Source organism: Streptomyces sp. NPDC006197, assembly GCF_040613865.1.
Taxonomy (GTDB): Bacteria; Actinomycetota; Actinomycetes; order Streptomycetales; family Streptomycetaceae; genus Streptomyces.
On the sequence record NZ_JBEXSZ010000120.1, the window covers coordinates 1 to 26,565 of the forward strand.

Genomic DNA, 26,565 nt, shown 5'->3' on the forward strand with positions numbered 1-26,565 from the left:
GCAGGAAGACGGCGGACACCCCGTCTTCCTGCCCGATCCGAGCCCCGAGTTCGGGCAGTGCGTCCACAAGATCGCCCAGGACGCGGGCGACAAGGACCGGCTCGCCCGTGTGGGCAATCGTCCCGCAGGGCGGGACGGGTGGGCACACGGGACGGCGCCTCTGCGGGCGCGCTCCGCCTTCCGGGCCTTGACCCGCACCCCAGCGGCGGCGCACAACCCGGTGCGGGTCAGGGCGCAGGAGCCTAGGCCCGGCAAGGGGCGCCGTCCCGTTGTGCCCACCCGTTCCGCCCCAGCGGAACGAATGCCCACAACGGGGTGGGCGGGGGCACCGCCCCGGCGGAACGAATGCCCACAACGGGGGTGGGCGGGGGCGCCGCCCCGGTGGGGCGAGTGCCCGCGACGGGGTGGGTCTACTGCAGGAAGTCCTGGGCGATGTTGGCCGCCACCGTTTCCAGCAGCGGCCCCGCGTTAGCGATGCACTTCGCCGTGTCCGGCTCCAGGTCCGTGAGCGGGTACGCGCGGCGGATCCCGGCGGTGCCCAGGGCCGCGGCCGGCAGGGCGAGGCGGCCGCAGACCGCGACGACCTCCTTGCCCGCGGCGCGGGCCGCGGCGGCGACCCCGGCCGGGGCCTTGCCGTGGAGGGTCTGCTCGTCGAGGGAGCCCTCGCCGGTGATGACGAGGGTGGCGCGCTCCAGGGCGGGGGCGAAGCCGAGGACCTCCAGCATCAGCTCGATGCCGGGCCGGAAGCTCGCGCCGAGGATGAGCGCGCCGTATCCGATGCCGCCCGCGCCGCCCGCGCCGGGCGCGACGGCGGCCTCGGCGGCCCGGGGGCCGATGGCCTTCTCCAGGACGGTGGCGAAGTGCGCGAGGGCCGCGTCGAGCACCCGGACGTCGTCCGGGGTCGCGCCCTTCTGCGGGCCGTAGACGGCGGGGGCGCCCTTGGGCCCGGTGAGCGGGTTGTCGACGTCGCTCGCGAGGATCAGGTCGACCGAGGCGAAGCGGGGGTCGAGGCCGCTGAGGTCGGCCGTGGCGAGGTCGGCGAGGGGTGCGCCGCCGGGGCCGACGGGCTCGCCGGCCGCGTCGAGGAACCGGGCGCCGAGCGCGGCGAGCATGCCGGCGCCGCCGTCGGTGGTGGCGCTGCCGCCGACGCCGAAGACGAGGGTGGTCGCGCCCGCGTCCAGGGCGGCGCGGAGCAGCTCTCCGGAGCCGTACGTGGTCGCCGTGAGGGGGGCGAACACGCCGGGCGGGAGCAGCTGGAGGCCCGAGGCCTCCGCCATCTCGACGACCGCGGTGGTGTCGCGCAGCGCGAACGCCGCGGTGACCGGCTCGCCGAGCGGGCCCGTCACGCGGACCTCGCGCCGCTCGAAGCCGGCCGCGACGGCCGCCGCGACGGTGCCGTCGCCGCCGTCCGCCACGGGGAGCGTCTCCACCGTGAGCTCCGGGACGACCCGTCGCAGTCCTGCTGTGACCCGCTCCGCGACCTGCACGGCCGTGAGCGAGCCCTTGAACTTGTCGGCCGCCACGAGCACGTGAGCGACCTGAGTTGCTGCCCCGTCCGTCACCTTGCATCCCTTGCTTTCGAACGTGCAGTCGCGCCGAGGCCGACCCTATCCGTACGGCCAGACGGCGTGCCACCCCCTGATGAGGCGATATTCCGCACCATAGTGGGGTCGCATGAGCACGGAAAAGATCGTTCCGGACGGCGGATCGGACGGCGGGCCCGACGGCGGGGTCATCGGGATCGGGATCGCGGCCGTGGTGGCGGTCGTCGGCTGGGCGGCCCTGGGCGAGGACTCGTTCGACAGCGCGTCCTCCTCCGCCCTGACGTGGGTGCTGTCGAATTTCGCCTGGCTCTTCGTGGTCGCGGCGGACGCCTTCCTGGTGTTGTGCGTGGTGATCGCGCTGAGCCGCTTCGGCCGGATCAGGCTGGGGGCGGACGACTCGGAGCCGGAGTTCACGAACCTGGCGTGGATCGCGATGATGTTCAGCGCCGGGATGGGCATCGGTCTGATGTTCTACGGGGTCGGGGAGCCGCTGACGCACTTCCTGAACCCTCCCCCGGCGAGCGGCGCCTCGGCGGGGACCGGCGCGGCGGCCCTCACGGCGATGGAGTACTCGTTCTTCCACTGGACGCTGACCCCGTGGGCGATCTACGGGATCGCCGGCCTCGCGCTCGCGTACGCGGGCTTCCGCAAGGGGCGGGGGAACCGGCTGAGCTCCGCCTTCGTGCCGCTGATGGGGGCGCGCCGGGCGGATTCCTGGCCGGGCAGGGCGATCGACCTCCTCGCGGTCTTCGCGACGGTGTTCGGCACGGCGACGAGTCTGGGGCTCGGCGCCCTCCAGGTCGCCGAGGGGCTGAACCTGACGATGGGCGTGGAGAACTCGACGGCCACGCAGCTGATCGTCATCGTGGCGCTGTCGGCGGCGTTCGTGCTGTCGGCGTTCTCCGGTCTCCACAAGGGCGTGAAGTGGCTGTCCACGCTGAACATCGTCCTCGCGGCCTGTCTGATGCTCTTCGTCTTCCTGCTCGGCCCGACGGTATACGTCCTGGACACCGTCCCGGCCTCCGTCGGCGGCTATCTGCACCAGCTGCTGCCGATGGCCAGCCGTACGGGCGCGTTCACCGACCGCGGCTGGCTGGGGGCGTGGACGATCTTCTACTGGGCGTGGTGGCTGTCCTGGGCTCCGTTCGTCGGCACCTTCATCGCCCGGATCTCGCGCGGCCGGACGATCCGGGAGTTCCTGGTGGGGGTGCTGCTCGTGCCGTCGGGGGCGACGGTGGTGTGGTTCTGCGTGATGGGCGGGACCGCGATCCGGCTGGAGTCGACGGGCGCGGCGGACCTGGCGACGGCGGTGGGGGACGGCGCGGAGGCCTCGCTGTTCGCGATGCTGGAGGCGCTGCCGATCGGGACGGTGACGTCGGTCGTCGCGATGCTCCTGGTGATGACGTACTTCGTCACGAGCGCGGATTCGGCCTCGCTGGTGATGGGTTCGCTGACGAGCCGCGGCTCGCTCCATCCGCCGACCTGGCTCGTGGTGACCTGGGGCGTCCTGATGGCCGCCGTGGCGGCGGTGCTGCTGGTGGCGGGCGGTCTGAACTCGCTGCAGACGGCGACGATCCTGGTGGCGCTGCCGTTCGTGGTGGTGATGCTGGTGCTGTGCTTCGCGCTCCTGAAGGAGCTGCGGGCGGACCCGGGGGCGGGCCCGGCCCGGCACCAGGCCCTGCACGGGCTGCGGGACGCGGTGCGGACCCTGGTCGGCGAGGCGATGACCGAGCGGGCCGGCGCCCCCCGTCACGACCGGCCCCGGGAGGCGGCGAAGGCCGGTACCGGCGCGGAGTCCCCCGACGGCGAGGGCTGAGGCCCCGGCGCGGAGCCGCCCGTGGAGTAGGGCCGGGGCCCCGGCGCGCGCCCGGCCGCCGGATTCGGTACACCGGAGGTATGGGGTTCACGGACGGGGAGCTCGGGGACCGGATCCTGGGCGGTTGGACGGGCCGGATCGCCGGGAACATGCTCGGCAAGCCCGTGGAGCAGGGGGACCACTGGACCCGGGAGCGCATCGACGCGTATCTGCGGCTGACCGGGGCGCTCCCGCTGACGGACTACCTCCCTCCCCCGCCGGCCGGGGCGGAGGGCTTCGAGCTGCGGCCCGAGTGGGAGCGGTGCGTGCGGGGCGGGATCGACGGCAGCTGCCGGGACGACGACGTCGACTGGTCGATCCTGGGTCTGCACCTGCTGGAGACGTACGGCCTCGCGTTCACCACCGAGCAGGTCGGCGAGGAGTGGCTGCTGCGGATGCCGTACCTGCAGACGTTCACCGCGGAGCGGGTCGCCTACCGGAACCTCGCCGACGGGCTGCGGCCGCCGCTGACGGCCACGTACGACAATCCGTACCAGGAGTGGATCGGGGCGCTGATCCGGGCTGACGCCTACGGCTGGACCTGCCCCGGCGACCCGCGCCGGGCCGCCTCGCTGGCCCGCCGGGACGCGGTCCTCTCGCACACCGGGAACGGCGTGTACGGGGCGATGTGGGCGGCGGCGCTGATCGCGGCGGCCTTCACCGCGCCGGACCTGCGGTCGGCCCTGGAGACGGGTCTGGAGCGGGTCCCGGCGAGCAGCCGGCTCGCCCGGACCGTACGGGGCGCGATCGCGCTGTACGAGGCGGGGCTCGGCTGGTCGGAGGCGCTCACCGAGCTCGCGGAGCGGACGGCGGGCCTCGGCTGGATCCACACCGTCCCGAACGCGGCCGTCCTGACGGCCGGACTCCTGTACGGGGAGGGGGACTTCACCCGGACGATCGCGCTGACCGTCCGCGGCGGCCTGGACACCGACTCCAACGGGGCGACGGCCGGTTCGGTGGCCGGGGTCCGCTGCGGCGCGGCCGCGATCCCGCCGCAGTGGTCGGAGCCCCTGCGGGACCGGGTGCACAGCGCCGTCTTCGGCTTCGACGGCATCCGCATCAGCGAACTGGCGGAGCGGACCCTGCGGTTGGCCGAGCGGGAGGGGTGACGGCGGTCCGGGGTCCCTCGCTGCACCCTTCGCCGCGCCGCGGGAGTTCCACGCGGGTGTCGAGGCTCAGCGGGAGCGGGAGGACGAAGCGGTAGCAACCGCCGGGTTTTCCGGGGTAGTTCCGGTAGGTGACCGTGATGACGATGGCGGAGGGGCCGGTCTCCTGGTGGTGGGGGGCGCTGCCCGCCGCCCATTCGAGCTCCGGCCCGGTCAGCTCGCCGTCGCCGGCGGCCGTCTCCAGCCTCTCCCGGGTGAGCTCCGCCCTCGTCAGGTTCGGGACGGAGCTCTTCGGCTCCGCCGGGCGGCCGAGGCCTCTCGGGAGCAGCACGCCGACCGCGAGCAGGCCGAGGACGACGAGGAGGAGGGCACCGATGAAGGCCCAGAGGCATCCGCCCACGAGCAGGCGGACGCGTCGGCCGGGATCTCCGGACACCATCGGGGTGTTCCTCAGCCCTGCGGGGGTTCCGGCGGGACGATCTCGCCGGTGCGCTGCGGTTCGTCCCGGCTGACGGCCCGGGCCTCGGTGCGGTGGCCGCGGGCGATGTAGTCGCGGACCACCGCCTCGACGGCGTCCTGGGGATTGCCGATGCCTGCCAGGACCATGACTTCCACGACGAGTTCGGCGTCGAGACCGATGTTCACCTTGGCCATGGCGGGAACCTAACACCCCGCTCAGAACAGGGCGTCCGGTGTCGTCGTACCCGCCTCGAAGGCGAGCAGTCGCTGCTTGCGGTCCAGGCCGCCGCCGTAGCCGGTGAGACCGCCGCCCGTCCCGATCACCCGGTGGCAGGGGACGATGATGCTGACGGGGTTCTTGCCGTTGGCGAGGCCCACGGCCCGGGAGGCGCCGGGGCTGCCGAGTTCCTCGGCGAGTTCGCCGTACGTCCGGGTCTCCCCGTACGGGATGCGCAGCAGCTGTTCCCAGACCCGCAGCTGGAACGGGGTGCCGATCAGGTTCAACGGCAGGTCGAACTCGGTGAGTTCGCCCGCGAAGTAGGCGTCGAGCTGGCGGATCGCCTCGCCGAAGGGCCGCGGGTCGGGCTCGCCGAAGGTCTCCTCGGGCGGGCGGTGGCGCTGGCCGGTCATGTGGACGCGGCTGAGGACGCCGTCGACGGCGACGAGCGTCAGCGGCTCGTACGGGCTGTCGACGACGGTGTGTCGGATGGCGGGCATGGGGCGGGATCCTTTACGCGGGCAGGTGGTTGATCGGGTGGTCGTCGGTCGCCCAGAGGTACTGGACGGCGTAGGCGCGCCAGGGACGCCAGTGCGCGGCGCGGGCGGTGAGCGCGGCCGGGGTGCCGGGCAGGCCGAGTCCCTCGGCCGCGCGGCGGACGCCGAGGTCGCCGGGGAGGAAGGCGTCGGGGTCGCCGAGGGCCCGCATGGCGATGATCTCGGTGGTCCAGGGCCCGAAGCCGGGCAGGGCGAGCAGCCGGGCGCGGGCCTCCTCGCGGTCGTCGGCGGGGCCGAGCGGGAGCGAGCCGTCGGCGAGGGCCCGGACGAGGGTGAGGAGGGTGGTGCGGCGGCTGCGCGGCAGGGCGAGGCTCTCGGGGTCGAGGGCGGCGAGCGCCTCGGGGTCCGGGAAGAGGTGGGTCAGCCCGCCCTCGGGGTCCTCGACGGGGACGCCGTGCGCGGCGACCAGGCGGGCGGCGTGGGTGCGGGCGGCGGCGGTGGACACCTGCTGGCCGAGGACGGCCCGTACGGCGAACTCGGCGGGGGCGACGGTCCCGGGGACGCGGCGGCCGGGCGCCTTGTCGACGAGCGGGGCGAGCAGCGGGTCGGTGCGGAGCCGCTCGTCGACGGCGACGGGGTCGGCGTCGAGGTCGAGGAGCCGGCGGCAGCGGCTGATCGCGTGGGTGAGGTCGCGCGGGTCGGTGAGGAAGAGGCGGCAGGCGATGTGGTCGGCGCGGGGGGCGAGGGCGACGATGCCGTGGCCGTACGGGAGGGTCAGCGTCCGCCGGTAGGCGCCGTCGCGCCACTCCTCCACGCCGGGGACGGCGGTCGCGGCGAGGTGGCCGAAGAGGTTGGAGGGTTCGAGGGGGGCGCGGAACGGCAGCCGGAGGCCGATGACGCCGGGGGTGGCGGTCGCCCGGACCGGCGAGCGGCGGGCCGCGCGGGCGCGGAGCTCGCCGGGGGTGAGGGCGAAGACCTCGCGGACGGTGTCGTTGAAGGTGCGGATGGAGGAGAAGCCGGCCGCGAAGGCGATCTCGCCGAAGGCCATCGGGGTGGTCTCGATGAGCAGCCGGGCGGTCTGGGCGCGCTGGGCGCGGGCCAGGGCGAGCGGTCCGGCGCCCAGTTCGGCGAGGAGCTGGCGTTCGATCTGGCGGGTGGACCAGCCGAGCCGCCGGGCGAGCCCGGGGACGCCTTCGCGGTCGACGACGCCGTCCTGGATGAGGCGCACGGCCCGGGCGACGGCGTCGGCCCGGACGTTCCACTGGGGCGAGCCGGGGCTGGTGTCGGGCCGGCACCGCTTGCAGGCCCGGTAGCCGGCGCGCTGGCAGGAGGCGGCGCTGGGGTGGAACTCCATGTTCTCGGGCTTGGGCGGGACGGCCGGGCAGCTGGGCCGGCAGTAGATCCGGGTGGTGCGGACGGCGGTGAAGAACACGCCGTCGAAGCGCGCCTCCTTGGACTGGACGGCCCGCACGCAGCGCTCGGTGTCGGTGTGCATGGGTCCAGGATCGGGGACGGACGGCTCGCGGGCTGGCGAGAAAACGACATGGACGTCCGCCCCCGTCCCGGTCCCTCAGACCGTGACCGTCCGGTAGTGGGTGGTCAGCCGGCCGTCCTCGCCGAGGACGTGGAAGGCGAGGGCGGGCGGCAGGTCGCGATGGACGTGCGGGCTCTCGGGGCTCGGGCTCTCCCAGGGCAGCCGGATGGCGGAGACGACGCCGGGCGCGACGAGCAGCGGGCGCCCGGCGAAGGTCGTGGCGGCCGCCGTGTGGGCGTGGCCCGCGAGGAAGGCCGTCAGATGGGGGTGGCGGTCGGCGAGCGCGGCGAGCCGCTCCTCGCCGAACTGCCGGATCTCGTCCACGTACGGGGTGTGCAGCGGGACCGGCGGGTGGTGGAAGGCGACCAGGACGGGCACGTCGTGCGGGGTGCCGGAGAGGACGCCGTCGAGCCACTCGATCGTCTCGTCCTCCAGGAGGCCCCGGTGCTCGCCGGGCACCGAGGAGTCGCAGAGGGCGATGACGAAACCCTCGCCCCGGAGCACCTGGTTGACGGGGGCGTGGGGGCGTACCGCCGTCTCCTCCGGGAGGAGGCCCTTGCGGAACGCGGCGCGGTCGTCGTGGTTGCCGGGGCAGACGAGCAGCGGGTGACGGGAGGTCAGCAGCTCCCGCGCCACCGCGTACTCGTCCGGGGTCGCGTGGTCGGCGATGTCACCGGTGACGAGGACGGCCGCCAGGTCGTACGGCAGCTCCTCCAGGTAGCGCAGGACGGCGCGGGTCCGGTCCGCGCTGCGCTGCTCGCCGTCGATGTGGACGTCGCTGACATGGGCGATGACGATCATGCGGGTCGGACCTCCGTGGGTGCGTGTGAACGGACGTTCACACGCGACCGTACGGTGATCACGACCGGGCCGGGAAGGGCCGCTTCGGGACCGGTGGACCGCTTTTCGGGCCGCCTACTCGAACCGGGTGGTGTCCCCCGCGCCGCGGCGGACGATCTCGGGCTCGCCGCTGGAGAAGTCGACGACGGTGGTGGGTTCGGTGCCGCACTCGCCGGAGTCGAGCACCGCGTCCACCTGGTGGTCGAGCCGCTCCTTGATCTCCCAGCCCTGGGTCAGCGGTTCGGCCTCGTCGGGCAGGAGCAGGGTGCTGGAGAGCAGCGGCTCGCCGAGTTCGGCGAGGAGGGCCTGGGTGACGACGTGGTCGGGGATGCGGACGCCGACCGTCTTCTTCTTGGGGTGGAGCAGCTGGCGGGGCACCTCCTTGGTGCCCGGCAGGATGAAGGTGTACGCGCCGGGGGTGGACGCCTTGACCGCGCGGAAGACGTCGTTGTCGATGTGCACGAGCTGGCCCAGCTGGGCGAAGTTCGCGCACATCAGCGTGAAGTGGTGCCGGTCGTCGAGGTCGCGGATGGCGCGGATCCGGCTGATGCCGTCACGGCTGCCGATGCGGCTGCCCAGCGCGTAGCAGGAGTCGGTCGGGTACGCGACGAGCGCCCCGTTCCGGATGGAGTCGGCCACCGCGTTGATGGTGCGGGGCTGGGGGTTGTCGGGGTGCACGTCGAAATACTTGGCCATGGGGACCAGTCTATTTTCGGGCAGTCTCTTTTCGCAGGCTCCGCCATACGGCCTTCGCCGCGTTGTGCCCGGACATGCCGTGCACGCCGGGGCCGGGCGGGGTCGCGGAGGAGCAGAGGAAGACCGCCGGGTGCGGGGTCGCGTAGGGGCGGAGGGACAGCGTGGGGCGCAGCAGGAGCTGGAGGCCGCGGGCGGCGCCGCAGGCGATGTCGCCGCCGATGTAGTTGGCGTTGCGCTCGGCGAGTTCGGGCGGGCCGGCGGTGGCGCGGGCCAGGACGCGGTCGCGGAAGCCGGGGGCGAAGCGCTCGATCTGACGCTCGATCGCCTCGGTGAGGTCGCCGCGCCAGCCGTTGGGCACGTGGCCGTACGCCCAGAAGACGTGCTTGCCCTCGGGGGCACGGGAGGGGTCGACGAGGCTCGGCTGGGCGGTGATGAGGAAGGGCGCGTCGGGGGCGGTGCCCGAGGAGGCCTCGCGCAGGGCGGTGCCGATCTCGCCGGCGGTGGGGCCGACCTGGACGGTGCCGGCGCGGCGGGCCTCCTCGGCGGTCCAGGGCACGGGCCCGTCGAGCGCGTAGTCGATCTTGAAGGCGCTGGCGCCGTACTTGTAGTGGTCGTAGTGCCCGCCGAAGCCGGCGATCCGGGCCAGGGCGGTGGGCGAGGTGTCGAAGACGTAGGCGCGGGCCGGCGGCAGGTCGTCGAGCCGCTTGACCTCGAAGTCGGTGTGGACGGCGCCGCCGAGGTCCTTGAGGTACGCGGCGAGGGCGTCGGAGATCGACTGCGAGCCGCCCCGGGGCATCGGCCAGCCGCCCGCGTGCGCGGCGAGCGCGAAGACCAGGCCGACGGCTCCGGTGGCGATGCCGCCCAGCGGGGCGATGACGTGACCGACGAGTCCGGCGAGGAGCGCGCGGGCCTTCTCGTCCTGGAACCGTCGCATCAGCCAGGTGGACGGCGGCAGTCCGGCGAGCCCGAAGCGGGCGAGGGTGACCGGATCGCGGGGCAGCGCGGTGAGCGGCAGCTGCATGAAGTCGCTCGCCAGCGTGTCCCACTTGCCGAGGAAGGGGGCGACGAGCCGGCGGTACGTCCCGGCGTCGCGCGGCCCGAAGGAGGCGGCGGTCTCGGCGACGGAGCGGGCGAGGACGACGGCGGTGCCGTCGTCCCATGGGTGGGCCATGGGCAGTTCGGGGTGGAGCCACTCCAGGCCGTACCGGTCGAGTGGCATCGTCTTGAAGACGGGCGAGCCCGCGCCGAGCGGGTGCACGGCGGAGCACGGGTCGTGGCGGAAGCCGGGGAGGGTGAGCTCCTCGGTCCTGGCGCCGCCGCCGACGGTGGACTTGGCCTCGAAGACGGCCACGGACAGGCCGCGCCGGGCCAGTTCGACGGCTGCCGTCAGTCCGTTGGGCCCCGCTCCCACGACGACGGCATCGAGCATCGACGTCTCGTTCGTCACCTTCGGACTCCTTCGTCAGCCGATGGCCAGGGCTCCCAGGATAGGCGGGTGGGAGAGCGCGTCTCACTCACCCCCGAGGAGCGTCCGGATCCGCTCGGCGGTCGCCGCGTCCCGGGCCGTCGTGAACGGCAGCGCGTTGCCCCCGGCGATGCGGAACGGCTCCCCCGCGACCGTCGTGGTCGCGCCGCCCGCCTCGGCGACCAGGAGGAGGCCGGCGGCGTGGTCCCAGGCGTACTCCCAGGAGAACGCGGTCCCGGCCAGCTCCCCGCGCGCCACGGCGAGGTACTCGAGACCGGCCGAGCCGCAGGGGCGGGGACGGATGCCCTCCGTCCGCAGGCCGAGCAGGGCCCGCTTCTGGTCCGGGGTGGTGTAGTCGGGGTGCGAGGTGGCGACCTCCAGGACCTCCCCGGGCGCCGGCGAACCGGATCGTATCTCCCGTCCGTCGAGCGTGGCGCCGCGCCCGCGCACGGCGACGGCGAACTCCTCCAGGGCCGGCGCGAAGGTCCAGGAGGCGAGGACCTCGCCGTGCCGGGCGAGGGCGACGAGGGTGCAGAAGGCGGGGTCGCCGCGGACGAACTGGCGGGTGCCGTCGACGGGGTCGACGATCCAGACGGGGGCGTCGTCGCGCAGCGCCTCGTACACGGTGGGGTCGGCGTGCACGGCCTCCTCGCCGACGACCACGGACCCGGGCAGCAGGGCCGTCAGGGAGGCGGTGAGATGGGCCTCGGCGGCCCGGTCGGCGACGGTGACCAGGTCGTGCGGCCCGTTCTTCTCGATGATGTCGTCGGCGGCGAGCTGCCGGAAACGCGGCATGATCTCGGCGGCGGCCGCCTTGCGGACGGCCTCCTCGACCTCGGCCGTACGGCCGCCGAGGACCTGCTCAAGGAAGTCTTCGATCATGCCCCCAGCTAAGCACGGGCCACTGACAACCGATACGCCGCACCTGGCACCCGACGAGGTCCTGACGGCCGGGGCGGCGGCCGGTCGCAACGGGATCCTGAAGGCCGTGAACGGTCTCGGGCTCAGTCGTCGGCCGCGACCAGGAGCGTCAGCAGCGCCCGGTCCCGGTCGATGACGACGTGCTCGTGGAAGTCGATGTGCACGCCGCCCCAGTCGTGGAATTCCTGGCGTCCCAGGCCCTGGAGGCGGTAGCAGCTGGTGGCCGAGTCGATCGGGGCATGCACCGTCGAGGCGAGCGTCTCCTCCAGGGACTCCGGAATGGAGCCGTGCCGGCCGGCCCAGCCGCGAAGGGTGCGGAGCGCCTCGGCGTTGGCAACCGGCCGGTAGGCACGCGCCGTGACGTGCTGGAGCCGGTACGGGCCGTGGCGCGTCCCCGCAGGGTCGACGCCACCGCCCGCGTAGTCGTCGCGGAACTGCTCGTGCGCGACGAGCGCCGCCAGCAGCTCACCGTCCTGGGCGCCCGCGGGGAACCGGAAGGACTTCACGTCGACCCAGCGGTAGCCGTGCGGTCCGTGGCCCGTGAAGTCGTGGTGCCGGAAGTTCACGAGGACCTGAGCGTCCAGCACGAGCTTTGTCACAGGCGCACGCTATCGCGCCACGAGACGGCAGACGGTCGACCCGCGCCGCCATGCGCGTCAATTCGACTTGACTCAAAAGCGCTCACCGGAGGAATGCGCATCCGATTAGTGTGGGCGTGTGTTCGACGGCAGCCGCACTCTGCCCGCGAGCACGTTCCTCTCTCGGGAGACAACGCATGCGCAAGGCACTTCTTTCCGTTTCTGCCGCCACCCTGCTGTTCGGTGCTCTTACGGCCGCGCCGGCCGCCGCGGCCGAGCAGAACGAGGAAGCCGTCAACTTCTGCGGCGGAACCTACGACCGGTTCTACCTGTACGAGCACGAGTCCATGGGGGGCGGCTGCCGCTACTTCACCGGCAGCGACTCGGACTTCGACGGCGACAACTGGTACCAGTCGACGGTCAGGATGAACAACAACGCCACCTCGATGCGCAACCGGTCGTCGTCGACGATCCGCCTGTGGGAAGTCCGCGGCTATTACGGCAACGACTACACGGCCCAGCCCAACAGTTCGGACTCGACGTTCGCCAACAACGGCTTCAACGACACCGCCTCGTCCCTCCAGTGGCTGTGAGACCCGGCGCGTAACCGTCGATTCACGGGTCCTCGCCCTCCGGGACGGGGGCCCGTGCCGTATTCCCGGAGCAAATCTGTGACCACGCTCCGCGTCGCAGCCGGCCTCTTCCTCGCCGCTCTGGCCACTGGCTGCGCCGCCCAGGAGAACACCACGATCACGCCTCAGCCCTCCGAGGTGCCGCCCCCGTCGAAAGCCGTCACATCCCTCAGGCTGCCCTTCGACTCCTACGAAATGACCGAGAACGAACTCCACGAAACAGCGAATGTCCGCGACTTCCTCACCCGGCAGTGCATGAACGAACGCGGTCACGACTGGCCCCTCGTCCAACGCCCCACCGGCATGCCGCAGGCAGCCCACCGCCGGCGCTACGGAGTCATCGAGGACGCCATCGCCCGCAGGTACGGCTACCGCGTGCCCGAGGAGCTGTTCGACCCCTACGGCGTCCAGTCCGCCCAGCGGCTCCGCGGCGAGCGCCTCACCCCGGCCCAGGAGGAAGCCGCCTACGGCACCAGGGAAACCGGCTGCGAACGCACCGCGTTCAACAAACTCGTCCCCCGCACCCGCCCCGACTTCAACACCTTCAACGACCTCAAAGGAAGCATCTTCACCGAATTCCAACGCACCCCCGAGGCCCGCACGTACACCACCGCGTGGTCGAACTGCATGAAAGGCAAAGGGCACACCTACCCCGACCCTTTCGCGCCCATCAACGACCCCCGATGGCGCACCGAGCTCTCCCTCGCGACGCCCACACCGGAAGAAGTCCGCACCGCACGCCACGACGTCGCCTGCAAGGAAGCAACCGGCCTCGTCGCCGGCTGGCGCCAAGCGGAAAGCAACCTCCAAAACCGGGCCATCACCACACGACCCGACTACTTCCACGAACTCGACCGGAGCAGGAAAGAACAGCTCGCCAGGGCCCGAGCCATCCCCGTGAAGCCCTGACCCCTCGCACATCACCGGAGGTCACGTTGCCCGACCCCCCTTCCCGGACCAGCCGCACGCGCACCGCCGTCATCCTGATCCTCGGCGCCCTCGTCCTCGGCTTCTTGGTCGTCGTGACACTCGGCGACGGCATAGCCGACCTGACCAGCTGCAAGCCCCCCGGCTACGAGGACGACGGAGCCTGCCTCCCTCCGGGCCCCCGGACCCCGTAGTCCCGTACGAGCAGCGGCCCCTCCCCCCTCCTGGCCCGTGCTCGTCCCCTTGGCGACGAGTGCCTGCAGGTCGTCGCGGAAGGACGCAGTTCCGCGAGGCTCTCGGCGTCGAGGGTGACCTCGGGCACCGTCTGCCCGACACCGGCCGACCACTGTGCCGTGGACTCGTCGACCCACTTCTGGGCGGACTCGATGTCGTCGAGGAGATCGGGCCGGCGGGGCGTCCCGCACCGGCGCCAGCCGCGCGGATCAGCACCACGAGGACATGACCTAGAGTGCGATGCGCGGTATGCACAGGTCTGTCCGGGTCCTGGGGTCGCGAGGAGCAGGGCCCCGGCATCACGCTGGAAGGGAACGAAACGGTGCACGGTGAGTACAAGGCGCCCGGCGGCAAGCTCGTCGTCGTCGATCTGGACGTCGAGGACGGCGCACTCCGCAACGTGCGGGTCGCCGGGGACTTCTTCCTGGAACCCGACGAGGCGATCCTCGCGATCAACGGCGCCCTGGAGGGCGCCCCTTCCTCCACGGACGCCACGGGCCTCGCAGCCCGGATCACCGCGGCCCTGCCCGAGTCGACCGTGATGTTCGGGCTGACCGCGGAAGGGATCGGCATCGCCGTCCGGCGGGCCCTGGCCCACGCGACCGAGTGGAGCGACTACGACTGGCAGCTGGTGCACGCGGGGCCCCAGGCCCCGGCCCTGCACATGGCGCTGGACGAGGTGCTCACCGCCGAGGTCGCCGCCGGGCGGCGGGCACCCACCTTGCGGGTCTGGGAGTGGGCCTCGCCCGCCGTGGTCATCGGCAGCTTCCAGTCGCTGCGGAACGAGGTGGACCCCGGAGGCGCGGCGAAGCACGGCATGACCGTGGTGCGCCGCATTTCCGGTGGCGGGGCCATGTTCGTGGAGCCGATGAGCACGATCACCTACTCCCTGTCCGTGCCGGAGTCGCTGGTGTCGGGACTCTCCTTCGCCGACAGCTACGCCTACCTCGACGACTGGGTCCTGGGCGCGCTCGGCGACATGGGGATCAAGGCCTGGTACCAGCCGCTCAACGACATCGCCACAGACGCGGGCAAGATCGCGGGCGCCGCCCAGAAGCGGATGGTCGGCCCGGACGGCGGGCCCGGGGCCGTCCTGCACCACGTGACCATGTCGTACGACATCGACGCCGACAAGATGCTGGAGGTCCTGCGCATCGGCCGGGAGAAGATGTCCGACAAGGGCACGAAGAGCGCGAAGAAGCGCGTGGACCCGCTCCGCCGGCAGACCGGCCTCGCCCGGGAGCAGGTGATCGAGAACATGATCGCCTCTTTCCGCGACCGCTACGGGCTGACCACCGGGGAGGTCACGGCGGAGGAGCTGGTCCGGGCGGAGGAGCTGGTGCGGACGAAGTTCGCCACCGAGGAGTGGACGTCCCGGGTGCCGTAGCCGGCCGCCGCGTCTCCCCGCCGGCTCCGCTGCGGGTCGTGCTCGCCCATGCCCATCCGCGTCGCGCGGGCATTCGGCGACGATTTCGACGCCCACCCGGTTGAACTCCCGTCCTGCGGTGGGACGTTCATGGCGTGCACAGACGTCAGCCGCGCCGGTGGACGCTTGTCCGGATGCGCTCCCGAGCCCTCGGCTTCGTTCGAGCAGGGGACACCGCCTCGGTCACCAGTCCGGCCCCGTGATCAGGTGACCCCGCCGCACCCGTCTCGTTGATGCCCACGCGGGCCGGGACACCGGGCGTGCGGAAACGTCTCCGCACGCCCGGTGTCCGGGCCGGGAACACGGTGTCGACAGGACGGAGATCAGGTGGGACGGGCGAGGAAGCTCATGGCGGCGGTCGCGGGCGCGATGACGGCGGTGTGCCCCCTCGGCATCGCGCCGCCCGCGCACGCGGTCGTCGGGGGTCAGGAGGCGCGGCCCCACCAGTACCCGTTCATGGTGGGACTCGTGGACCTGGCGGAGCGGCGGGTGATGTGCGGCGGGGCCCTGGTCGGCGAGCGGTACGTGCTCACCGCCGCGCACTGTCTGACCGGCTCGTACAGCAGCACCGCGCGCGTGGGCGTGCTCCTCGGCGACCACGACCTGACGCGCGGGGACGACAGCCCGAACGCGGTGCTCGCGACCCCCGCCGCCTTCCTCACGCACCCGGACTACGACCCGGCCGCCCAGCGCGACGACATCGCGCTGGTCCGGCTGGCCGAGCCGGTGGTGTTCAACCGTGACGTGCGGCCGGTCGCCCTGCCCGTCCGGTACGCCCACGGCACCTTCGACCACACGCAGGTCGAGGCTCCCGGCTGGGGCACCACCTCCTTCGGGGGCCGTACCTCCGACGTCCTGCGGACCGTGGTCCTCGGCACCATGAGCAACCCGGCGTGCGGGGCCCGGGGCATGTCCCGGGTCACCGCCGCCCAGCTCTGCACGTACGCGCCCGGGCGGGACACCTGCCAGTACGACTCCGGCGGCCCCCTGGTCCACACGATCGCGGGGCGGCCGTACCTGGTCGGTCTGGTCTCGTACGGGAAGGGGTGCGCGACCGACACCCCCGCCGTGAACACCCGGGTCTGGTCCTACCTCAGCTGGATCGGGCGAACGGCCGGGAAGCTGCCCCGCGCCTCATGAGGGCGGCGTACAGGAGGAACGCGGCGGCGAGTCCCACGGCCCAGCCGTAGTCGGCGAGCGGCTTGAGGAACGGGATCAGGCCGTCCTCGGGGAACGGCCCGGTGCCCGGCGCCGAGTGGGAGCCGCCGACGGCGAGGACGCCGCCGACCGCGAAGGCGAGGACGGCCGCCGGGTTCCAGCCGCCCCGGTACCAGTAGGGGCCGTCGGCCCGGTAGAGGCCTTCGAGGTCGAGGACGGTCCGGCGGACGAGCCAGTAGTCGGCGATGAGGATGCCGGCGACCGTGCCGAGGAGGCCGCCGACCAGACCGAGCCAGGTGAAGATGTACAGCTCGGGGGTGGCGGTGAGCTTCCACGGCATGATGAGCACGCCGACGACGCCGGTGATCAGCGCGCCCGTACGGAAGTTCACCAGCCTCGGGGCGAGGTTGGCGAGGTCGTACGCCGGGGAGACGACGTTCGCCGCGATGTTCACGGAGAGGGTGGCGACCAGGACGGTCACCAGGGCGAAGAGCAGGCCGAAGACGTTGTCGGTCTTCGCGGCGAGCGCCACCGGGTCCCAGACGGGCGCCCCGTACACGGCCTGCGAGCCGGAGGTGACGAGCACCGAGAGCAGCGCGAACAGGGTCATGGTGGTGGGGAGTCCGAGGGCCTGCCCCAGGACCTGGGAGCGCTGGCCCGCGCCGAAGCGGGTGAAGTCCGGGATGTTGAGGCTGAGCGTGGCCCAGAAGGCGATCATGCCCATGAGGGCGGGGAAGAAGACGGGCCAGAAGTCGGCGTCCCAGCCCAGCTTCGACGGCTGGTCGAGGAGCGGACCGAGGCCGCCCGCCTTGACCGTGATCCAGACGAGGAGCGCGAGCGCACCGACGATCACGAAGGGCGCGGCCCAGTTCTCGAAGCGGCGCAGGGCCTCCATCCCCCGGTGGATGATGGCGAGTTCGAGTGCCCAGAAGAGGACGAAGCAGAGCCACAGCGTCCAGGGCTGCCCGCCGACCTCCGACGCCTCCGCCCAGCTGCCGCCGACCACCTTGTCGAGCAGGACGAAGACGCCCTGGCCGCCGATCCAGGTCTGGATGCCGAACCAGGCACAGGCGACGCCGGCCCGGACGAGGGCGGGCAGGTTGGCTCCGCGCAGCCCGAAGGAGGCACGGGCGAGGACGGGGAAGGGGATGCCGTACTTGGGTCCGGCGTGCCCGGTGAGCAGCATCGGCACGAGGACGACGACATTGGCCAGGGCGATGGTGAGGACGGCCTGCTTCCAGTCCATGCCGAGGGCGACGAGACCGGAGGCGAGCATCCAGGAGGGGATGTTGTGGGCCATGCCGACCCAGAGGGCCGCGAAGTTGTACGTGGTCCAGCGGCGGTCGGCCACGGGGACGGGGAGCAGGTCGTCGTTGGCGAAGCGGGGGTCCGCGGGGGCCGTGCCGGGCGTGAGCTCGACACGGCCGTCGTGGACGCCGGAGGGGCCGGATCTACCGGAGGGTGCGGTTGCGGTCATGGACGGAACCCTTCGTTCGGGGACGGAACGAGGCCGTGCGGGGCGTGGGGTTCTTGACCGTGCGGAGTCTTGTCCCGTGGGGCAGGGGCGTCAAGGGAGGTGGAACGCCCGCCACCTGCCGTCACCCGTTCAGCGGACCCCTTCGGCTCCCGCGGGCGCTTCCCCGCCGCACGTCGTACGGCCGAAGGCGCCGGTGGCGGTCGCGCGCTGGACGTGCCGGCCGCGCACGGCGAGGGTGCAGCCGGCCGTGCCGCCCTTCTCGCCGAGGGTGACCTGGACGATCGGAGCGGCGCCGGCGGGGAGGCTCACGGTCTTCTTCCACGGAAGCGGGGCATGGGTGACGACGGCCGTCCCCTCGTCGCCGGACCCCCGGTAGGAAATGTCGGCCGTGCCCTCCCCGAGCACTTCGTACGTCACGTCGGCGGCGGCCCCGGTCCGCTCGGACGCGCCCTGCGGGGGCGCGGCCGTGCCCTCGGAGCCGAGCGTCCGGTACGTGCCGAACGCGCCGAGCGCGAGCAGCAGCACCGCGGCGAGGGCGATGCCCCGGCGACGCGGCGCCGTGTCCGAGGCCGCGGGCTCTTCCCGCTCCGCCGGCTCTTCCGGTTCTGCCGTTTCTGTCAGTTCTTCCGTCGTGGACATGGCCGCGCTTTCGGTCGACGTGAATTCGGCCTGGGTTATACACCATCGAAATCCGCGCATGCCAGGCATGCGACAAGTCCGGCGACACGCCCCCAACCTTCACATCCCGGTCCGCGAAATGCCCTGATTGCGTGAGCACTTGACGGAGCGCCGGTTCCGTGATGAACAGTTCCCCGAGACCGGCATCGGATCGACGCACCAGAAGGAGCCCGGCGGTGGCAGCGCTTTCGGAAGTACAAGCCCTGTTGGGGGAATCCCGGTTCGACTGGTCGGATCCCGCGCCGTGGATCGGGCTGGAGCGGGAACTCGGCGTCGCGTTCCCCGCGGACTTCCGCGAGATCGTGGACGCCTACGGTTCGGTCTCGATCAACGGGCAGTTGTATCTGAAGCATCCCGCCACCCATCTTCTGCACGACCTGGGAAGCTTCGTCAGGCAGGAGATCGAGTTCTGGCGCGAGGAGGACATGGCTGAGTTCCTGCCGAGCCGGGCAGGGGCGGGCCCCGGGGAACTGCTGCCGGTGGCGACGGCCACGACGGGCGAGATGATCTTCCTCGGCGTTCCCGAAGAGTCCTCGTCGCCCTGGCGCGTCCTGGTCCAGGAGATGGACAGCCCGTCCTGGACCCTCTACGAGATGACGTTCGGCGAGTGGCTGCTGGCCTACCTCAAGGGGAGGGACGTGACCCTGTGCTCCCGCGACCGCGCGCCCGACGGTCCGTCCTGCGAGCCCCTTCCCTGATCTCTGACCCTTAATCCCTTTTGCGTGAATCCATTGACAGGGGTTTTACCTACTGGCTACATTTACGACGTATCTATCGACTACGGGCACGGATGGCAGCTCAGTCGATTTACAGCTCTTACCGGACATGAATACGAGGTCGGCTCGTCCTTCCCGCGGTGGCGCGGAAAGGACGATGACCAGGAACCCTCTCCATCGCCGGTCGAAGCCGGCGACTGATGCCGCAGCAGGACGGACGACCCCGTGCGGGCGCCCGGCGCGCCGTCCGACCGGTGCATGATCCCGCGCTCCGCCAGACCCTGTGAAGAGGTCCGCGGGCGGCTCGGCGGAACGCGCAGTCGCTCTGGAAGGCAGGACCCTGTCGTGGTCCACAGAATCCTTTCTCTCAGTCTTACGTTCCGGAACCTGATCATCGGTGTGGCAGCGGCCGTGATGGCCCTGGGCTTCTTCCAGCTCCCGCGGGCGGCGTCGGCAGACGTCTTCCCGGAGTTCGCTCCGACGCGGGTGCAGATCCAGACCGAGGCGCCGGGCCTGTCGGCGGCCGAGGTCGAGCAGCTCATCACCGTCCCGCTGGAACAGGACCTGCTGAACGGCGTGGCCTGGCTCGACGAGATCACCTCCGAGTCGGCCCCCGGCCTCTCCTCCGTCGACCTGGTCTTCGAGCCGGGCACCAACGAGCAGAAGGCCCGGCAGGCCGTCCAGGAACGCCTGATCCAGGTGGGCGGACTGCCCCAGGTGGGCAAGCCGCCCGTCATGATCCAGCCGCTGTCGTCGACGAGCCGGGTCATGATGATCGGGCTCTCCTCGAAGGACGCCTCCCGCATCGACATGTCCGTCCTCGCGCGGTGGAACATCAAGCCGCGTCTGCTGGGCATCCCGGGCGTGGCGAACGTGGTCATCTGGGGCGAGCGGGACCGACAGCTGCAGGTCCAGGTCGACCCGGAGCAGCTGCGCGGCCGGGGCGTCTCGCTGGACCAGGTGATCCGCACGACGGGCAACGCCCTGTGGGTGTCGCCGCTGACCTTCGTGGAGGCCTCGACGCCGGGCACCGGCGGGTTCATCGACACCCCGAGCCAGCGACTGGCGATCCAGCACGTGCTGCCCATCACCAAGGCGCAGGACCTGGCCTCCGTGGCGGTGGAGGACACCGCCGACAAGCGGCTGCGCATCGGTGACGTGGCCACCGTGGTGGAGGACCACCAGCCCCTCATCGGCGACGTGACACTGAGCAACGGCCCCGGGATCATGCTGGTGATCGAGAAGTACCCCGACGCCAACACCCGTGAGGTCACCCACGCCGTCGAAGAGGCGATGACGTCGCTCCAGCCCGGACTGTCCGGCATCACCGTCGACACCCACGTGTACCGGCCGGCGTCCTTCGTCGACACGGCGCTCGACAACGTGGGCCTGTGGGCGCTCGTCGCCGTGCCCGCCGTCTCGGTGCTGCTCGGCCTGTACTTCCTCTCCTGGCGCGTCGCCCTGATCAGCCTCGTGTCGATCACGCTGGCGGAGATCGCCGCCCTGTGGGTGCTCTACCTGCGCGGCTCGACCTTCAACATGATGGTCCTCGCCGGGCTGACGATCGCCCTCGGCGCCGTCATCGACGACATCGTCATCGGATTCGACCGCATCCAGAGACAGTTCCGGCGCGAAGATCAGGGACCCGACGAACGCCGGTCGGTGGCCGACGTCGTGGTCGACGCCACGGCGGCGGTGCGGCGGCCCGCCTTCTTCGCCACGCTGATCCTGCTGCTTGCCGTGGTGCCCATCGTCTTCCTGAGCGGGGTGGGCGGAGCGTTCGCGCGGCCGCTGGCCCTGTCCTACGTGCTCGCGGTGGCCGCCTCCACCGTCGTCGCCCTGACCCTCACGCCCGTCCTGGCCGCCACGCTGCTGGCGCGCACCAGGCTCGGACACCACCGCAACCCGCTGCTCGGGCGGCTCCACCGCGGCTTCGACCGGATCAGCCCCAGGACCCTGCTCCGGCCGGGCCTGGCGCTGGCCGCGGCCGCCGTGCTGGCCGGCACGGGCTTCGCCGTGTGGCCGCAGCTCGACGGCGCGTCCCCCATCCCGTCCCTGCACCAGCGTGAGCTGCTGATCCAGGTGGAGGCGGCGCCCGGTACGTCGCTGCCGGAGATGGACCGCCTCGGCCGGGCGGCGGCAGACAAGCTGCGCGCGCTTCCGGGCGTCGAGAGCGTGGGCGCCCACGTGGGCCGCGCCAGGGAGTCCGACCAGGTCGTCAACGTCAACTCCGGTGAGTTCTGGGTCAACCTCAAGGGCTCGGCCGACTACGACAGGACCGTCGCCGCGATCACCCGCACCATGAACGGCCAGGCCAGCCTCGACAGCGAAGTGGTGACCTACCCGCTGGCACGGCTGAACGAGGTCCGGGCCGACAACGGCGACGGCGCGCCCGTCGTGGTCCGCGTCTACGGCCAGGACCTGGGCGTGCTGCGGCAGCAGGCCCAGCAGGTGAGCAAGGCCCTCGCACAGGTCCCCGGAATCGTCCGGCCGCAGGTCCCGGACGTGGTCGAGGAGCCGACCCTCGAGGTCAAGGTCGACCTCGCGGCGGCCCAGAGCCACGGGGTCAAGCCCGGTGACGTCCGCCGCACGGCCGCCACCTACTTCTCCGGCCTGCCGGTGGGCAGCCTCTACGAGGAGCAGAAGGTCTTCGACGTCGTCGTATGGGGTTCGCCCGCGACCCGCTCCGCTCCGCAGAAGGTCCAGGACCTCCTGATCGACACGCCGAAGGGCGGCCACGTGCGCCTCGGCGATGTCGCGGCCGTCCGTGTCACGCCGTACCCGACGGTCATCGAGCACTACGCCACCTCGCGCAGCCTCGACGTCGTCGCCGACGTCAGCGGACGCGATCTGAACAGCGTCCTGGACGACGTCAGGAACCGCGTCCAGGCCATGCCGATGCCGTACGAGTACCACGCCGAGGTGCAGAGCGACGTCGCCCACCAGCAGAGCCAGGACCTGCGCATCGCGGGGCTCGTGGCCGCCGCGCTGCTCGGCACCTTCCTCCTCCTGCAGGCGGCCTTCAACAGTTGGCGGGCGGCGACGCTCGTCCTGCTCGCCCTGCCGCTGGCCGGCGTGGGCGGTGTGCTGACCGCGTTCGCCGTCGGCGGCGTCATGTCGATCGGCGCGCTCGGCGGCTTCCTGCTCGTACTGGGCATCGCCGTGCGCAACCTGGTGCTGCTCATCCGCGGCTACCAGGAGACCGAGCCGCGCGAGGACGGGACCGTCGACCCGCAGCGCATCGTCGACGCCACGCGCGACCGGGTCGGCCCGGTCCTGCTGACCGCGCTCGCCACGGCGGTCGCGGTGCTGCCCGCGGTCGTCCTCGGAACGATCGAGGGCATGGAGGTGCTGCACCCGCTGGCCGTCGTCGTGCTCGGCGGACTGGTCACCTCGACCCTCGTGACGCTGTTCATCGTGCCCGCCCTCTACATCCGCTTCTTCCCCTCCCCCGGCGGCCTCGGGCAGCGTCGCACCGGTCCCGAACCGGGCCTGTCGACGGCCGGCCGGGCCCCGGGCGCGACAGCCGCGGACGACGGCAGGGCGGAACGGCGAGGGGCACCCCGCAGCGGGCCCGGCCGACGTCTGAGCAGGCGCCGGTGGGCCGCGGGCCTGTCGGCCGCGGGGGTGCTGCTCGCCGGTGGAGCGAGCCTGTCGGCCTGCGCCGACCCGCAGTCCTCCGCGGCTCCCGCCGCCGAACACTCCGAGGAACCGCCCGCCGAGATCGAGGAGGTCGAGGAGGGGAAGATCCCCCACCTGACCCTGGCCGAGGACACGGTCCACCGGATCCACCTCACGACGGAGCCGCTGCGGCAGGCGCCGCTGGACGGCGCCGGCCCGCCGCAGACGCTCATCCCGCTGAAAGCGGTGGTCTACGACCCGGAGGGCAAGACCTTCGCCTTCACCAACCCGAAGCCCTTCGTGTACCTCCGGACCCCCGTCGAACTGGGTCGGTTCGGTAAGGACGACGCGGTCGTGAAGTCCGGCCTCACGGCGGGCACCCCCGTCGTGACGGTCGGTGCCGCCGAACTGCTGGGCATCGAGTACGAGACGGACGGCGAGCACGAATGACTGAGGAACGCAGCACTCTGATGCGCTGGATCGTCCGTTCCAGCCTGCGCTTCCGCTACCTCGTGGTCGCCGCGGCCGCGGTGATGATGGTCGTGGGCATCACGTCGCTGCCCCACCAGCGGGTGGACGTCTTCCCCGAGTTCGCACCGCCGCGGGTCGAGATCCAGACGACCTGCCTCGGCCTGTCCACGGCCGACGTGGAGTCCCTGGTCACCGTCCCGCTCGAACAGTCCCTCAACGGCCTCGACGGACTCGACGACCTGCGCTCCGAGTCCGTCGCCCAGCTCTCGTCGATCCAGCTGATCTTCCACGAGGGGGCCGACCTCTTCAAGGCACGGCAGGAGGTCCAGGAACGGGTGCAGCAGGTGTCGCACAGCCTGCCGACCTGGGCGGCCCCGCCGGTGATCATGCCGCCCGTCGCGGCGACCAGCCGCGTCATGAAGATCGGGATGTCCTCGGAGGACCACTCCGACAAGGCCCTGATGTCCATGTCCATGACGGCGTACTGGGAGGTCAGGGCCCGGCTGCTGCGCGTGCCCGGCGTCGCCAACGTGAGCATCTTCGGCGAGCGGCTGCAGATGATGACCGTCCAGGTGGACCCGACCAAGATGCAGGCCCACAAGGTCAGTCTCGACGACGTCATGGAGGCCACCGGCGAGTCGGTCGACTCCGGTCTGCTCAAGTTCACCACCGGTTCGGTCATCGGCACCGGCGGCTGGATCGAGACCCCCAAGCAGCGCCTCGGCATCCGGCACGTCCTGCCGGTCGTGACGCCCACCGACCTCTCCCAGGTGCCGGTGCGCGCGGAGAACGACCGCACCGTCCGGCTCGGGGACGTGGCCCTGGTGAAGGAGGCCCCCCAGCCACTGGGCGGCGACGCCATCGTCGGCGGCGACCCCGGTCTGCTGCTGATCGTCGAGAAGCTGCCCTGGGGCGACACCCCGGAGATCACCAAGAACGTGCAGGAGGCGATCGAATCCCTCGAACCCGGCCTGCCCGGCATCACGTTCGACACGACCATCTTCCAGCAGCAGGACTTCATCCACACCGCGATCGACAATCTGACCCAGGCCCTGGTGATCGGCTTCCTGCTGGTCGTCGTGGTCCTCGCGGCGTTCCTCTACGAGTGGCGCGTCGCGCTGATCAGCCTGCTGACGATCCCGCTGTCCCTCATGGCGGCCGTGCTGGTGCTCCACTGGCGCGGGGACACCATCAACACGATGGCCCTCGCCGGACTCGTGATCGCGCTGGGCGCCGTCGTGGACGACGCGATCATCGACGTCGAGAACATCCTCAGACGGCTGCGCGAGCATCGGAAGGCCGGCAGTGACACGTCGGTGGCGAAGATCATTCTGAACGCCTCGCTGGAGGTCCGGAGCCCGATCGTCTACGCGACGATGATCATCGTCGTGGCCACGGTGCCGGTGTTCCTGCTCCAGGGAGTGGCGGGATCGTTCTTCCGGACGCTCGCCGTCTCCTACACGCTGGCCATCATCGCCTCCATGGTCGTGGCCCTGACGGTGACCCCCGCCCTGTGCCTGATCATGCTGCGCAGGGCCAGGGTCGAACGCCGGCAGTCCCCGCTGCTCCGCGGGCTGCAGACCGGCTACACGGCGGGACTGCGGCGCATCGTCAAGCGGCCGGTGAACGCCTACCTGGTGTCCGGCGTGCTCGTGGTCGTCGCGGCCCTCCTGGTGCCACAGCTCAGCCAGTCCCTGATGCCCTCCTTCAAGGAGCGGGACTTCCTGATGCACTTCATCACCACGCCCGGCACGTCCGTGCAGGAAGAGCAACGCATGGTCTCCCGGGTGAGCCGTGAGGTGCGGGCCATCCCCGGGGTGCGCAACGTCTTCGGGGCCCACATCGGACAGGCTTTCCTGGGCGACGAGATCGCCGGGGTCAACTTCGGCGAGGGCTGGATCAGCATCGATCCCAAGGCCGACTACGACAAGACCCTCACGAAGATCAAGGAGACCGTGGCGCGGTACGCCGGCATCGAACAGGACGTCCAGACGTACCTCAACGAGCGCGTCGACGAGGTGCTCACCGGCTCCAAGTACCCGATCGTCGTCCGCCTCTTCGGCCAGGACCAGAACGTCCTGCGCGAGAAGGGCCTGGAACTCCAGGAGAAGATCGGCAAGATCGACGGCACCGAGGACGTCCATGCCGACCTGCAGGTCGAGGTCCCGCAGATCCAGGTGAAGGTCGACGTCGACAAGGCGGCGAAGTACGAACTGAAGCCCGGTGACGTGCGCCGCGCCGCGTCCACCCTCGTGGCCGGCGAGGAGGTCGGAGACATCTTCCGCGACGGCAGGGCCTACGACACGGTGGTGTGGAGCACCCCCGAGACCCGCGACAACGTGGCGGCCATCAGCCGGCTCCCGATCGACACTCCCGCCGGCACCCCGGTGCGCCTCGGTGACGTCGCCGAGGTGGTCATCGAGCCCCAGCCGAACGTGATCGCCCGCGAGAACGGTTCGCGACACCTCGACGTGAACGCCAGCGTCTCCGGACGCGGCCTCAGCTCCGTCGTCTCGGAGGTCAACAAGGCGATCGCCTCCACGGACTTCCCCCGCGGCTACCACACGGAGCTCCTCGGGGAGCACGAGGAGCGGCAGGCCGCCCAGCGGGTCCTGTTCTACAGCGCGATCTTCGCGGCTCTGGCGATCTTCGTGCTGCTCCAGGTCTCCTTCCGCAGCTGGCGGCTGGCGCTGCTGTCCTTCCTCACCCTGCCCATGGCCCTGGTCGGCGGTGTCCTCGCGGTCTGGATCGCCGGCGGGAACATCACGCTGGGTTCCCTGGTCGGCTTCTTCACCGTGCTCGGCATCGCCGCGCGCAACGGCATCCTGCTGATCAACCACTACCAGCACCTGGAGGAGCACGAGGGCATGGCCTTCGGGCCCGAGCTGGTGCTGCGCGGTGCGCGGGAACGGCTGTCCCCCATTCTGATGACCTCCCTGGCGACCGGACTCGCGGTGCTGCCCCTGGTCTTCCTCGGCAACCGGCCGGGCCACGAGATCGAGTACCCGCTCGCCGTGGTCATCGTGGGCGGTCTGGTTACGTCCACTCTGCTGAATTTGCTCGTCGTACCGTCCTTGTACCTGCGTTTCGGCAAGGGCTTCAGACGCCACAGGCCGCAGCATGAGGCGGCCGCCACGCACTGAGGCAGGCGGCGGACGGGGCCGCCGCCTCTCGGTGGAGCCCCACCCTGGCTCCACCGAGAGGACCGAACTGAATGCCCCGCCGCCTCCGCGCGTCCGCTGCCCTGCTGAGCCCGATCGTCGCCGCGCTGCTGCTGGCCCCTGGCGCGTCGGCCACCGACACCCCCCAGGCACCCTCTTCCGCCCGGGCCCAGGCGAAGAGCGGCCCGAGCTCCCAGGGCAACTGCGGACGGCCCCCCGCCCTCCGTCCGCACACCTTCCCCTCCCACCCGAGGGTGACCAACAAGTTCCTCCCGCTGAAGCCCGGCACCCGGCTGGCGGTGGCGACCGTGAACGGCACGCGGTACCGGCTGACGCTCCAGGACGAACACCG

23 protein-coding genes are annotated in these 26,565 nt (G+C 71.8%); 11 read left to right on the top strand and 12 right to left on the bottom strand.

The annotated features are described in order from the left end of the window. Positions 1-410 precede the first annotated feature (410 nt). A complete protein-coding gene (locus ABZ318_RS29460; RefSeq protein ID WP_356905495.1) occupies positions 411-1,562 on the bottom strand; it encodes a glycerate kinase in 1,152 nt (383 codons plus the stop codon). Between the two features lie 112 nt (positions 1,563-1,674). On the opposite strand from ABZ318_RS29460, the gene ABZ318_RS29465 reads away from it, so the two are divergent. Further along, positions 1,675-3,360, top strand: coding sequence for a BCCT family transporter (locus ABZ318_RS29465; RefSeq protein WP_356905496.1), 1,686 nt, complete (start codon positions 1,675-1,677; stop codon positions 3,358-3,360). An 80-nt stretch (positions 3,361-3,440) separates the two neighbouring features. Then, positions 3,441-4,508, top strand: a complete 1,068-nt coding sequence (locus ABZ318_RS29470; RefSeq protein WP_356905497.1) for an ADP-ribosylglycohydrolase family protein — start codon at positions 3,441-3,443, stop codon at positions 4,506-4,508. Here the strand turns inward: ABZ318_RS29470 and ABZ318_RS29475 are convergent. From ABZ318_RS29475 to ABZ318_RS29515, 9 genes are all read right to left on the bottom strand, one after another. Next, entirely contained in the window at positions 4,459-4,944 is a 486-nt protein-coding gene (locus ABZ318_RS29475) for a hypothetical protein (protein WP_356905498.1), read from the bottom strand. The genes ABZ318_RS29470 and ABZ318_RS29475 overlap by 50 nt on opposite strands. Before the next feature lie 11 nt (positions 4,945-4,955). Beyond that, positions 4,956-5,159, bottom strand: a complete 204-nt coding sequence (locus tag ABZ318_RS29480; protein WP_093873280.1) for a type II toxin-antitoxin system VapB family antitoxin — start codon at positions 5,157-5,159, stop codon at positions 4,956-4,958. A gap of 21 nt (positions 5,160-5,180) precedes the next feature. Further along, on the bottom strand, positions 5,181-5,681 hold the full coding sequence (locus ABZ318_RS29485; RefSeq protein ID WP_356905499.1) for a methylated-DNA--[protein]-cysteine S-methyltransferase: 501 nt from the start codon (positions 5,679-5,681) through the stop codon (positions 5,181-5,183). A 13-nt stretch (positions 5,682-5,694) separates the two neighbouring features. Then, a complete protein-coding gene (locus ABZ318_RS29490; protein WP_356905500.1) occupies positions 5,695-7,173 on the bottom strand; it encodes an AlkA N-terminal domain-containing protein in 1,479 nt (492 codons plus the stop codon). 75 nt (positions 7,174-7,248) lie between these two features. Beyond that, entirely contained in the window at positions 7,249-8,013 is a 765-nt protein-coding gene (locus ABZ318_RS29495) for a metallophosphoesterase (RefSeq protein WP_356905501.1), read from the bottom strand. Between the two features lie 114 nt (positions 8,014-8,127). Continuing rightward, entirely contained in the window at positions 8,128-8,748 is a 621-nt protein-coding gene (locus tag ABZ318_RS29500; protein WP_030694474.1) for an L-threonylcarbamoyladenylate synthase, read from the bottom strand. A 10-nt stretch (positions 8,749-8,758) separates the two neighbouring features. After that, a complete protein-coding gene (locus tag ABZ318_RS29505; protein WP_356905515.1) occupies positions 8,759-10,177 on the bottom strand; it encodes an NAD(P)/FAD-dependent oxidoreductase in 1,419 nt (472 codons plus the stop codon). An 81-nt stretch (positions 10,178-10,258) separates the two neighbouring features. After that, positions 10,259-11,095, bottom strand: coding sequence for an inositol monophosphatase family protein (locus ABZ318_RS29510; protein ID WP_356905502.1), 837 nt, complete (start codon positions 11,093-11,095; stop codon positions 10,259-10,261). Positions 11,096-11,217: 122 nt separating this feature from the next. Beyond that, a complete protein-coding gene (locus ABZ318_RS29515) occupies positions 11,218-11,733 on the bottom strand; it encodes a hypothetical protein (protein WP_356905503.1) in 516 nt (171 codons plus the stop codon). Between the two features lie 176 nt (positions 11,734-11,909). Here ABZ318_RS29515 and ABZ318_RS29520 point away from each other — a divergent pair, with 176 nt between their 5' ends. The 5 genes from ABZ318_RS29520 (at position 11,910) to ABZ318_RS29540 (ending at position 16,071) form a co-directional block, all read left to right on the top strand. Beyond that, entirely contained in the window at positions 11,910-12,305 is a 396-nt protein-coding gene (locus ABZ318_RS29520) for a hypothetical protein (RefSeq protein WP_356905504.1), read from the top strand. A gap of 78 nt (positions 12,306-12,383) precedes the next feature. Next, positions 12,384-13,253: a hypothetical protein gene (locus ABZ318_RS29525; protein ID WP_356905505.1), complete on the top strand. Its 870-nt coding sequence runs from the start codon at positions 12,384-12,386 to the stop codon at positions 13,251-13,253. A gap of 26 nt (positions 13,254-13,279) precedes the next feature. After that, complete coding sequence (locus ABZ318_RS29530; RefSeq protein ID WP_356905506.1) at positions 13,280-13,465, top strand: hypothetical protein; 186 nt, start codon at positions 13,280-13,282, stop codon at positions 13,463-13,465. A 362-nt stretch (positions 13,466-13,827) separates the two neighbouring features. Continuing rightward, positions 13,828-14,892 carry a biotin/lipoate A/B protein ligase family protein gene (locus tag ABZ318_RS29535; protein WP_356905507.1) on the top strand — a complete coding sequence of 355 codons (1,065 nt, stop codon included), beginning with the start codon at positions 13,828-13,830 and terminating at the stop codon, positions 14,890-14,892. A 366-nt stretch (positions 14,893-15,258) separates the two neighbouring features. Then, on the top strand, positions 15,259-16,071 hold the full coding sequence (locus ABZ318_RS29540; RefSeq protein ID WP_356905508.1) for a serine protease: 813 nt from the start codon (positions 15,259-15,261) through the stop codon (positions 16,069-16,071). Here the strand turns inward: ABZ318_RS29540 and ABZ318_RS29545 are convergent. Together ABZ318_RS29545 and ABZ318_RS29550 are read right to left on the bottom strand one after the other, a co-directional pair. Further along, complete coding sequence (locus ABZ318_RS29545; RefSeq protein ID WP_356905509.1) at positions 16,025-17,566, bottom strand: NCS1 family nucleobase:cation symporter-1; 1,542 nt, start codon at positions 17,564-17,566, stop codon at positions 16,025-16,027. The two genes, ABZ318_RS29540 and ABZ318_RS29545, sit on opposite strands and share 47 nt — an antisense overlap. Before the next feature lie 129 nt (positions 17,567-17,695). Further along, on the bottom strand, positions 17,696-18,205 hold the full coding sequence (locus ABZ318_RS29550; RefSeq protein ID WP_356905510.1) for a hypothetical protein: 510 nt from the start codon (positions 18,203-18,205) through the stop codon (positions 17,696-17,698). 215 nt (positions 18,206-18,420) lie between these two features. Here ABZ318_RS29550 and ABZ318_RS29555 point away from each other — a divergent pair, with 215 nt between their 5' ends. The 4 genes from ABZ318_RS29555 to ABZ318_RS29570 all read left to right on the top strand — a co-directional run. Continuing rightward, positions 18,421-18,942, top strand: a complete 522-nt coding sequence (locus tag ABZ318_RS29555; protein WP_356905511.1) for an SMI1/KNR4 family protein — start codon at positions 18,421-18,423, stop codon at positions 18,940-18,942. Between the two features lie 417 nt (positions 18,943-19,359). After that, positions 19,360-23,031: an efflux RND transporter permease subunit gene (locus ABZ318_RS29560; protein WP_356905512.1), complete on the top strand. Its 3,672-nt coding sequence runs from the start codon at positions 19,360-19,362 to the stop codon at positions 23,029-23,031. Beyond that, positions 23,028-26,195: an efflux RND transporter permease subunit gene (locus ABZ318_RS29565; protein WP_356905513.1), complete on the top strand. Its 3,168-nt coding sequence runs from the start codon at positions 23,028-23,030 to the stop codon at positions 26,193-26,195. The genes ABZ318_RS29560 and ABZ318_RS29565 overlap by 4 nt, the downstream gene beginning before the upstream one ends. Positions 26,196-26,266: 71 nt before the next feature. After that, a partial coding sequence (locus tag ABZ318_RS29570; RefSeq protein WP_356905514.1) for a hypothetical protein occupies positions 26,267-26,565 on the top strand: 299 nt, incomplete at its 3' end.

What these genes read in the sequence shown, in the direction of transcription:
- ABZ318_RS29465 (WP_356905496.1), top strand. Translation starts at nt 1,675, where the DNA reads ATGAGCACGGAAAAGATCGTTCCGGACGGCGGATCGGACGGCGGGCCC.
- ABZ318_RS29470 (WP_356905497.1), top strand. Translation starts at nt 3,441, where the DNA reads ATGGGGTTCACGGACGGGGAGCTCGGGGACCGGATCCTGGGCGGTTGG.
- ABZ318_RS29475 (WP_356905498.1), bottom strand. Translation starts at nt 4,944, where the DNA reads ATGGTGTCCGGAGATCCCGGCCGACGCGTCCGCCTGCTCGTGGGCGGA.
- ABZ318_RS29480 (WP_093873280.1), bottom strand. Translation starts at nt 5,159, where the DNA reads ATGGCCAAGGTGAACATCGGTCTCGACGCCGAACTCGTCGTGGAAGTC.
- ABZ318_RS29485 (WP_356905499.1), bottom strand. Translation starts at nt 5,681, where the DNA reads ATGCCCGCCATCCGACACACCGTCGTCGACAGCCCGTACGAGCCGCTG.
- ABZ318_RS29490 (WP_356905500.1), bottom strand. Translation starts at nt 7,173, where the DNA reads ATGCACACCGACACCGAGCGCTGCGTGCGGGCCGTCCAGTCCAAGGAG.
- ABZ318_RS29495 (WP_356905501.1), bottom strand. Translation starts at nt 8,013, where the DNA reads ATGATCGTCATCGCCCATGTCAGCGACGTCCACATCGACGGCGAGCAG.
- ABZ318_RS29500 (WP_030694474.1), bottom strand. Translation starts at nt 8,748, where the DNA reads ATGGCCAAGTATTTCGACGTGCACCCCGACAACCCCCAGCCCCGCACC.
- ABZ318_RS29505 (WP_356905515.1), bottom strand. Translation starts at nt 10,177, where the DNA reads ATGCTCGATGCCGTCGTCGTGGGAGCGGGGCCCAACGGACTGACGGCA.
- ABZ318_RS29510 (WP_356905502.1), bottom strand. Translation starts at nt 11,095, where the DNA reads ATGATCGAAGACTTCCTTGAGCAGGTCCTCGGCGGCCGTACGGCCGAG.
- ABZ318_RS29520 (WP_356905504.1), top strand. Translation starts at nt 11,910, where the DNA reads ATGCGCAAGGCACTTCTTTCCGTTTCTGCCGCCACCCTGCTGTTCGGT.
- ABZ318_RS29545 (WP_356905509.1), bottom strand. Translation starts at nt 17,566, where the DNA reads ATGACCGCAACCGCACCCTCCGGTAGATCCGGCCCCTCCGGCGTCCAC.
- ABZ318_RS29550 (WP_356905510.1), bottom strand. Translation starts at nt 18,205, where the DNA reads ATGTCCACGACGGAAGAACTGACAGAAACGGCAGAACCGGAAGAGCCG.
- ABZ318_RS29565 (WP_356905513.1), top strand. Translation starts at nt 23,028, where the DNA reads ATGACTGAGGAACGCAGCACTCTGATGCGCTGGATCGTCCGTTCCAGC.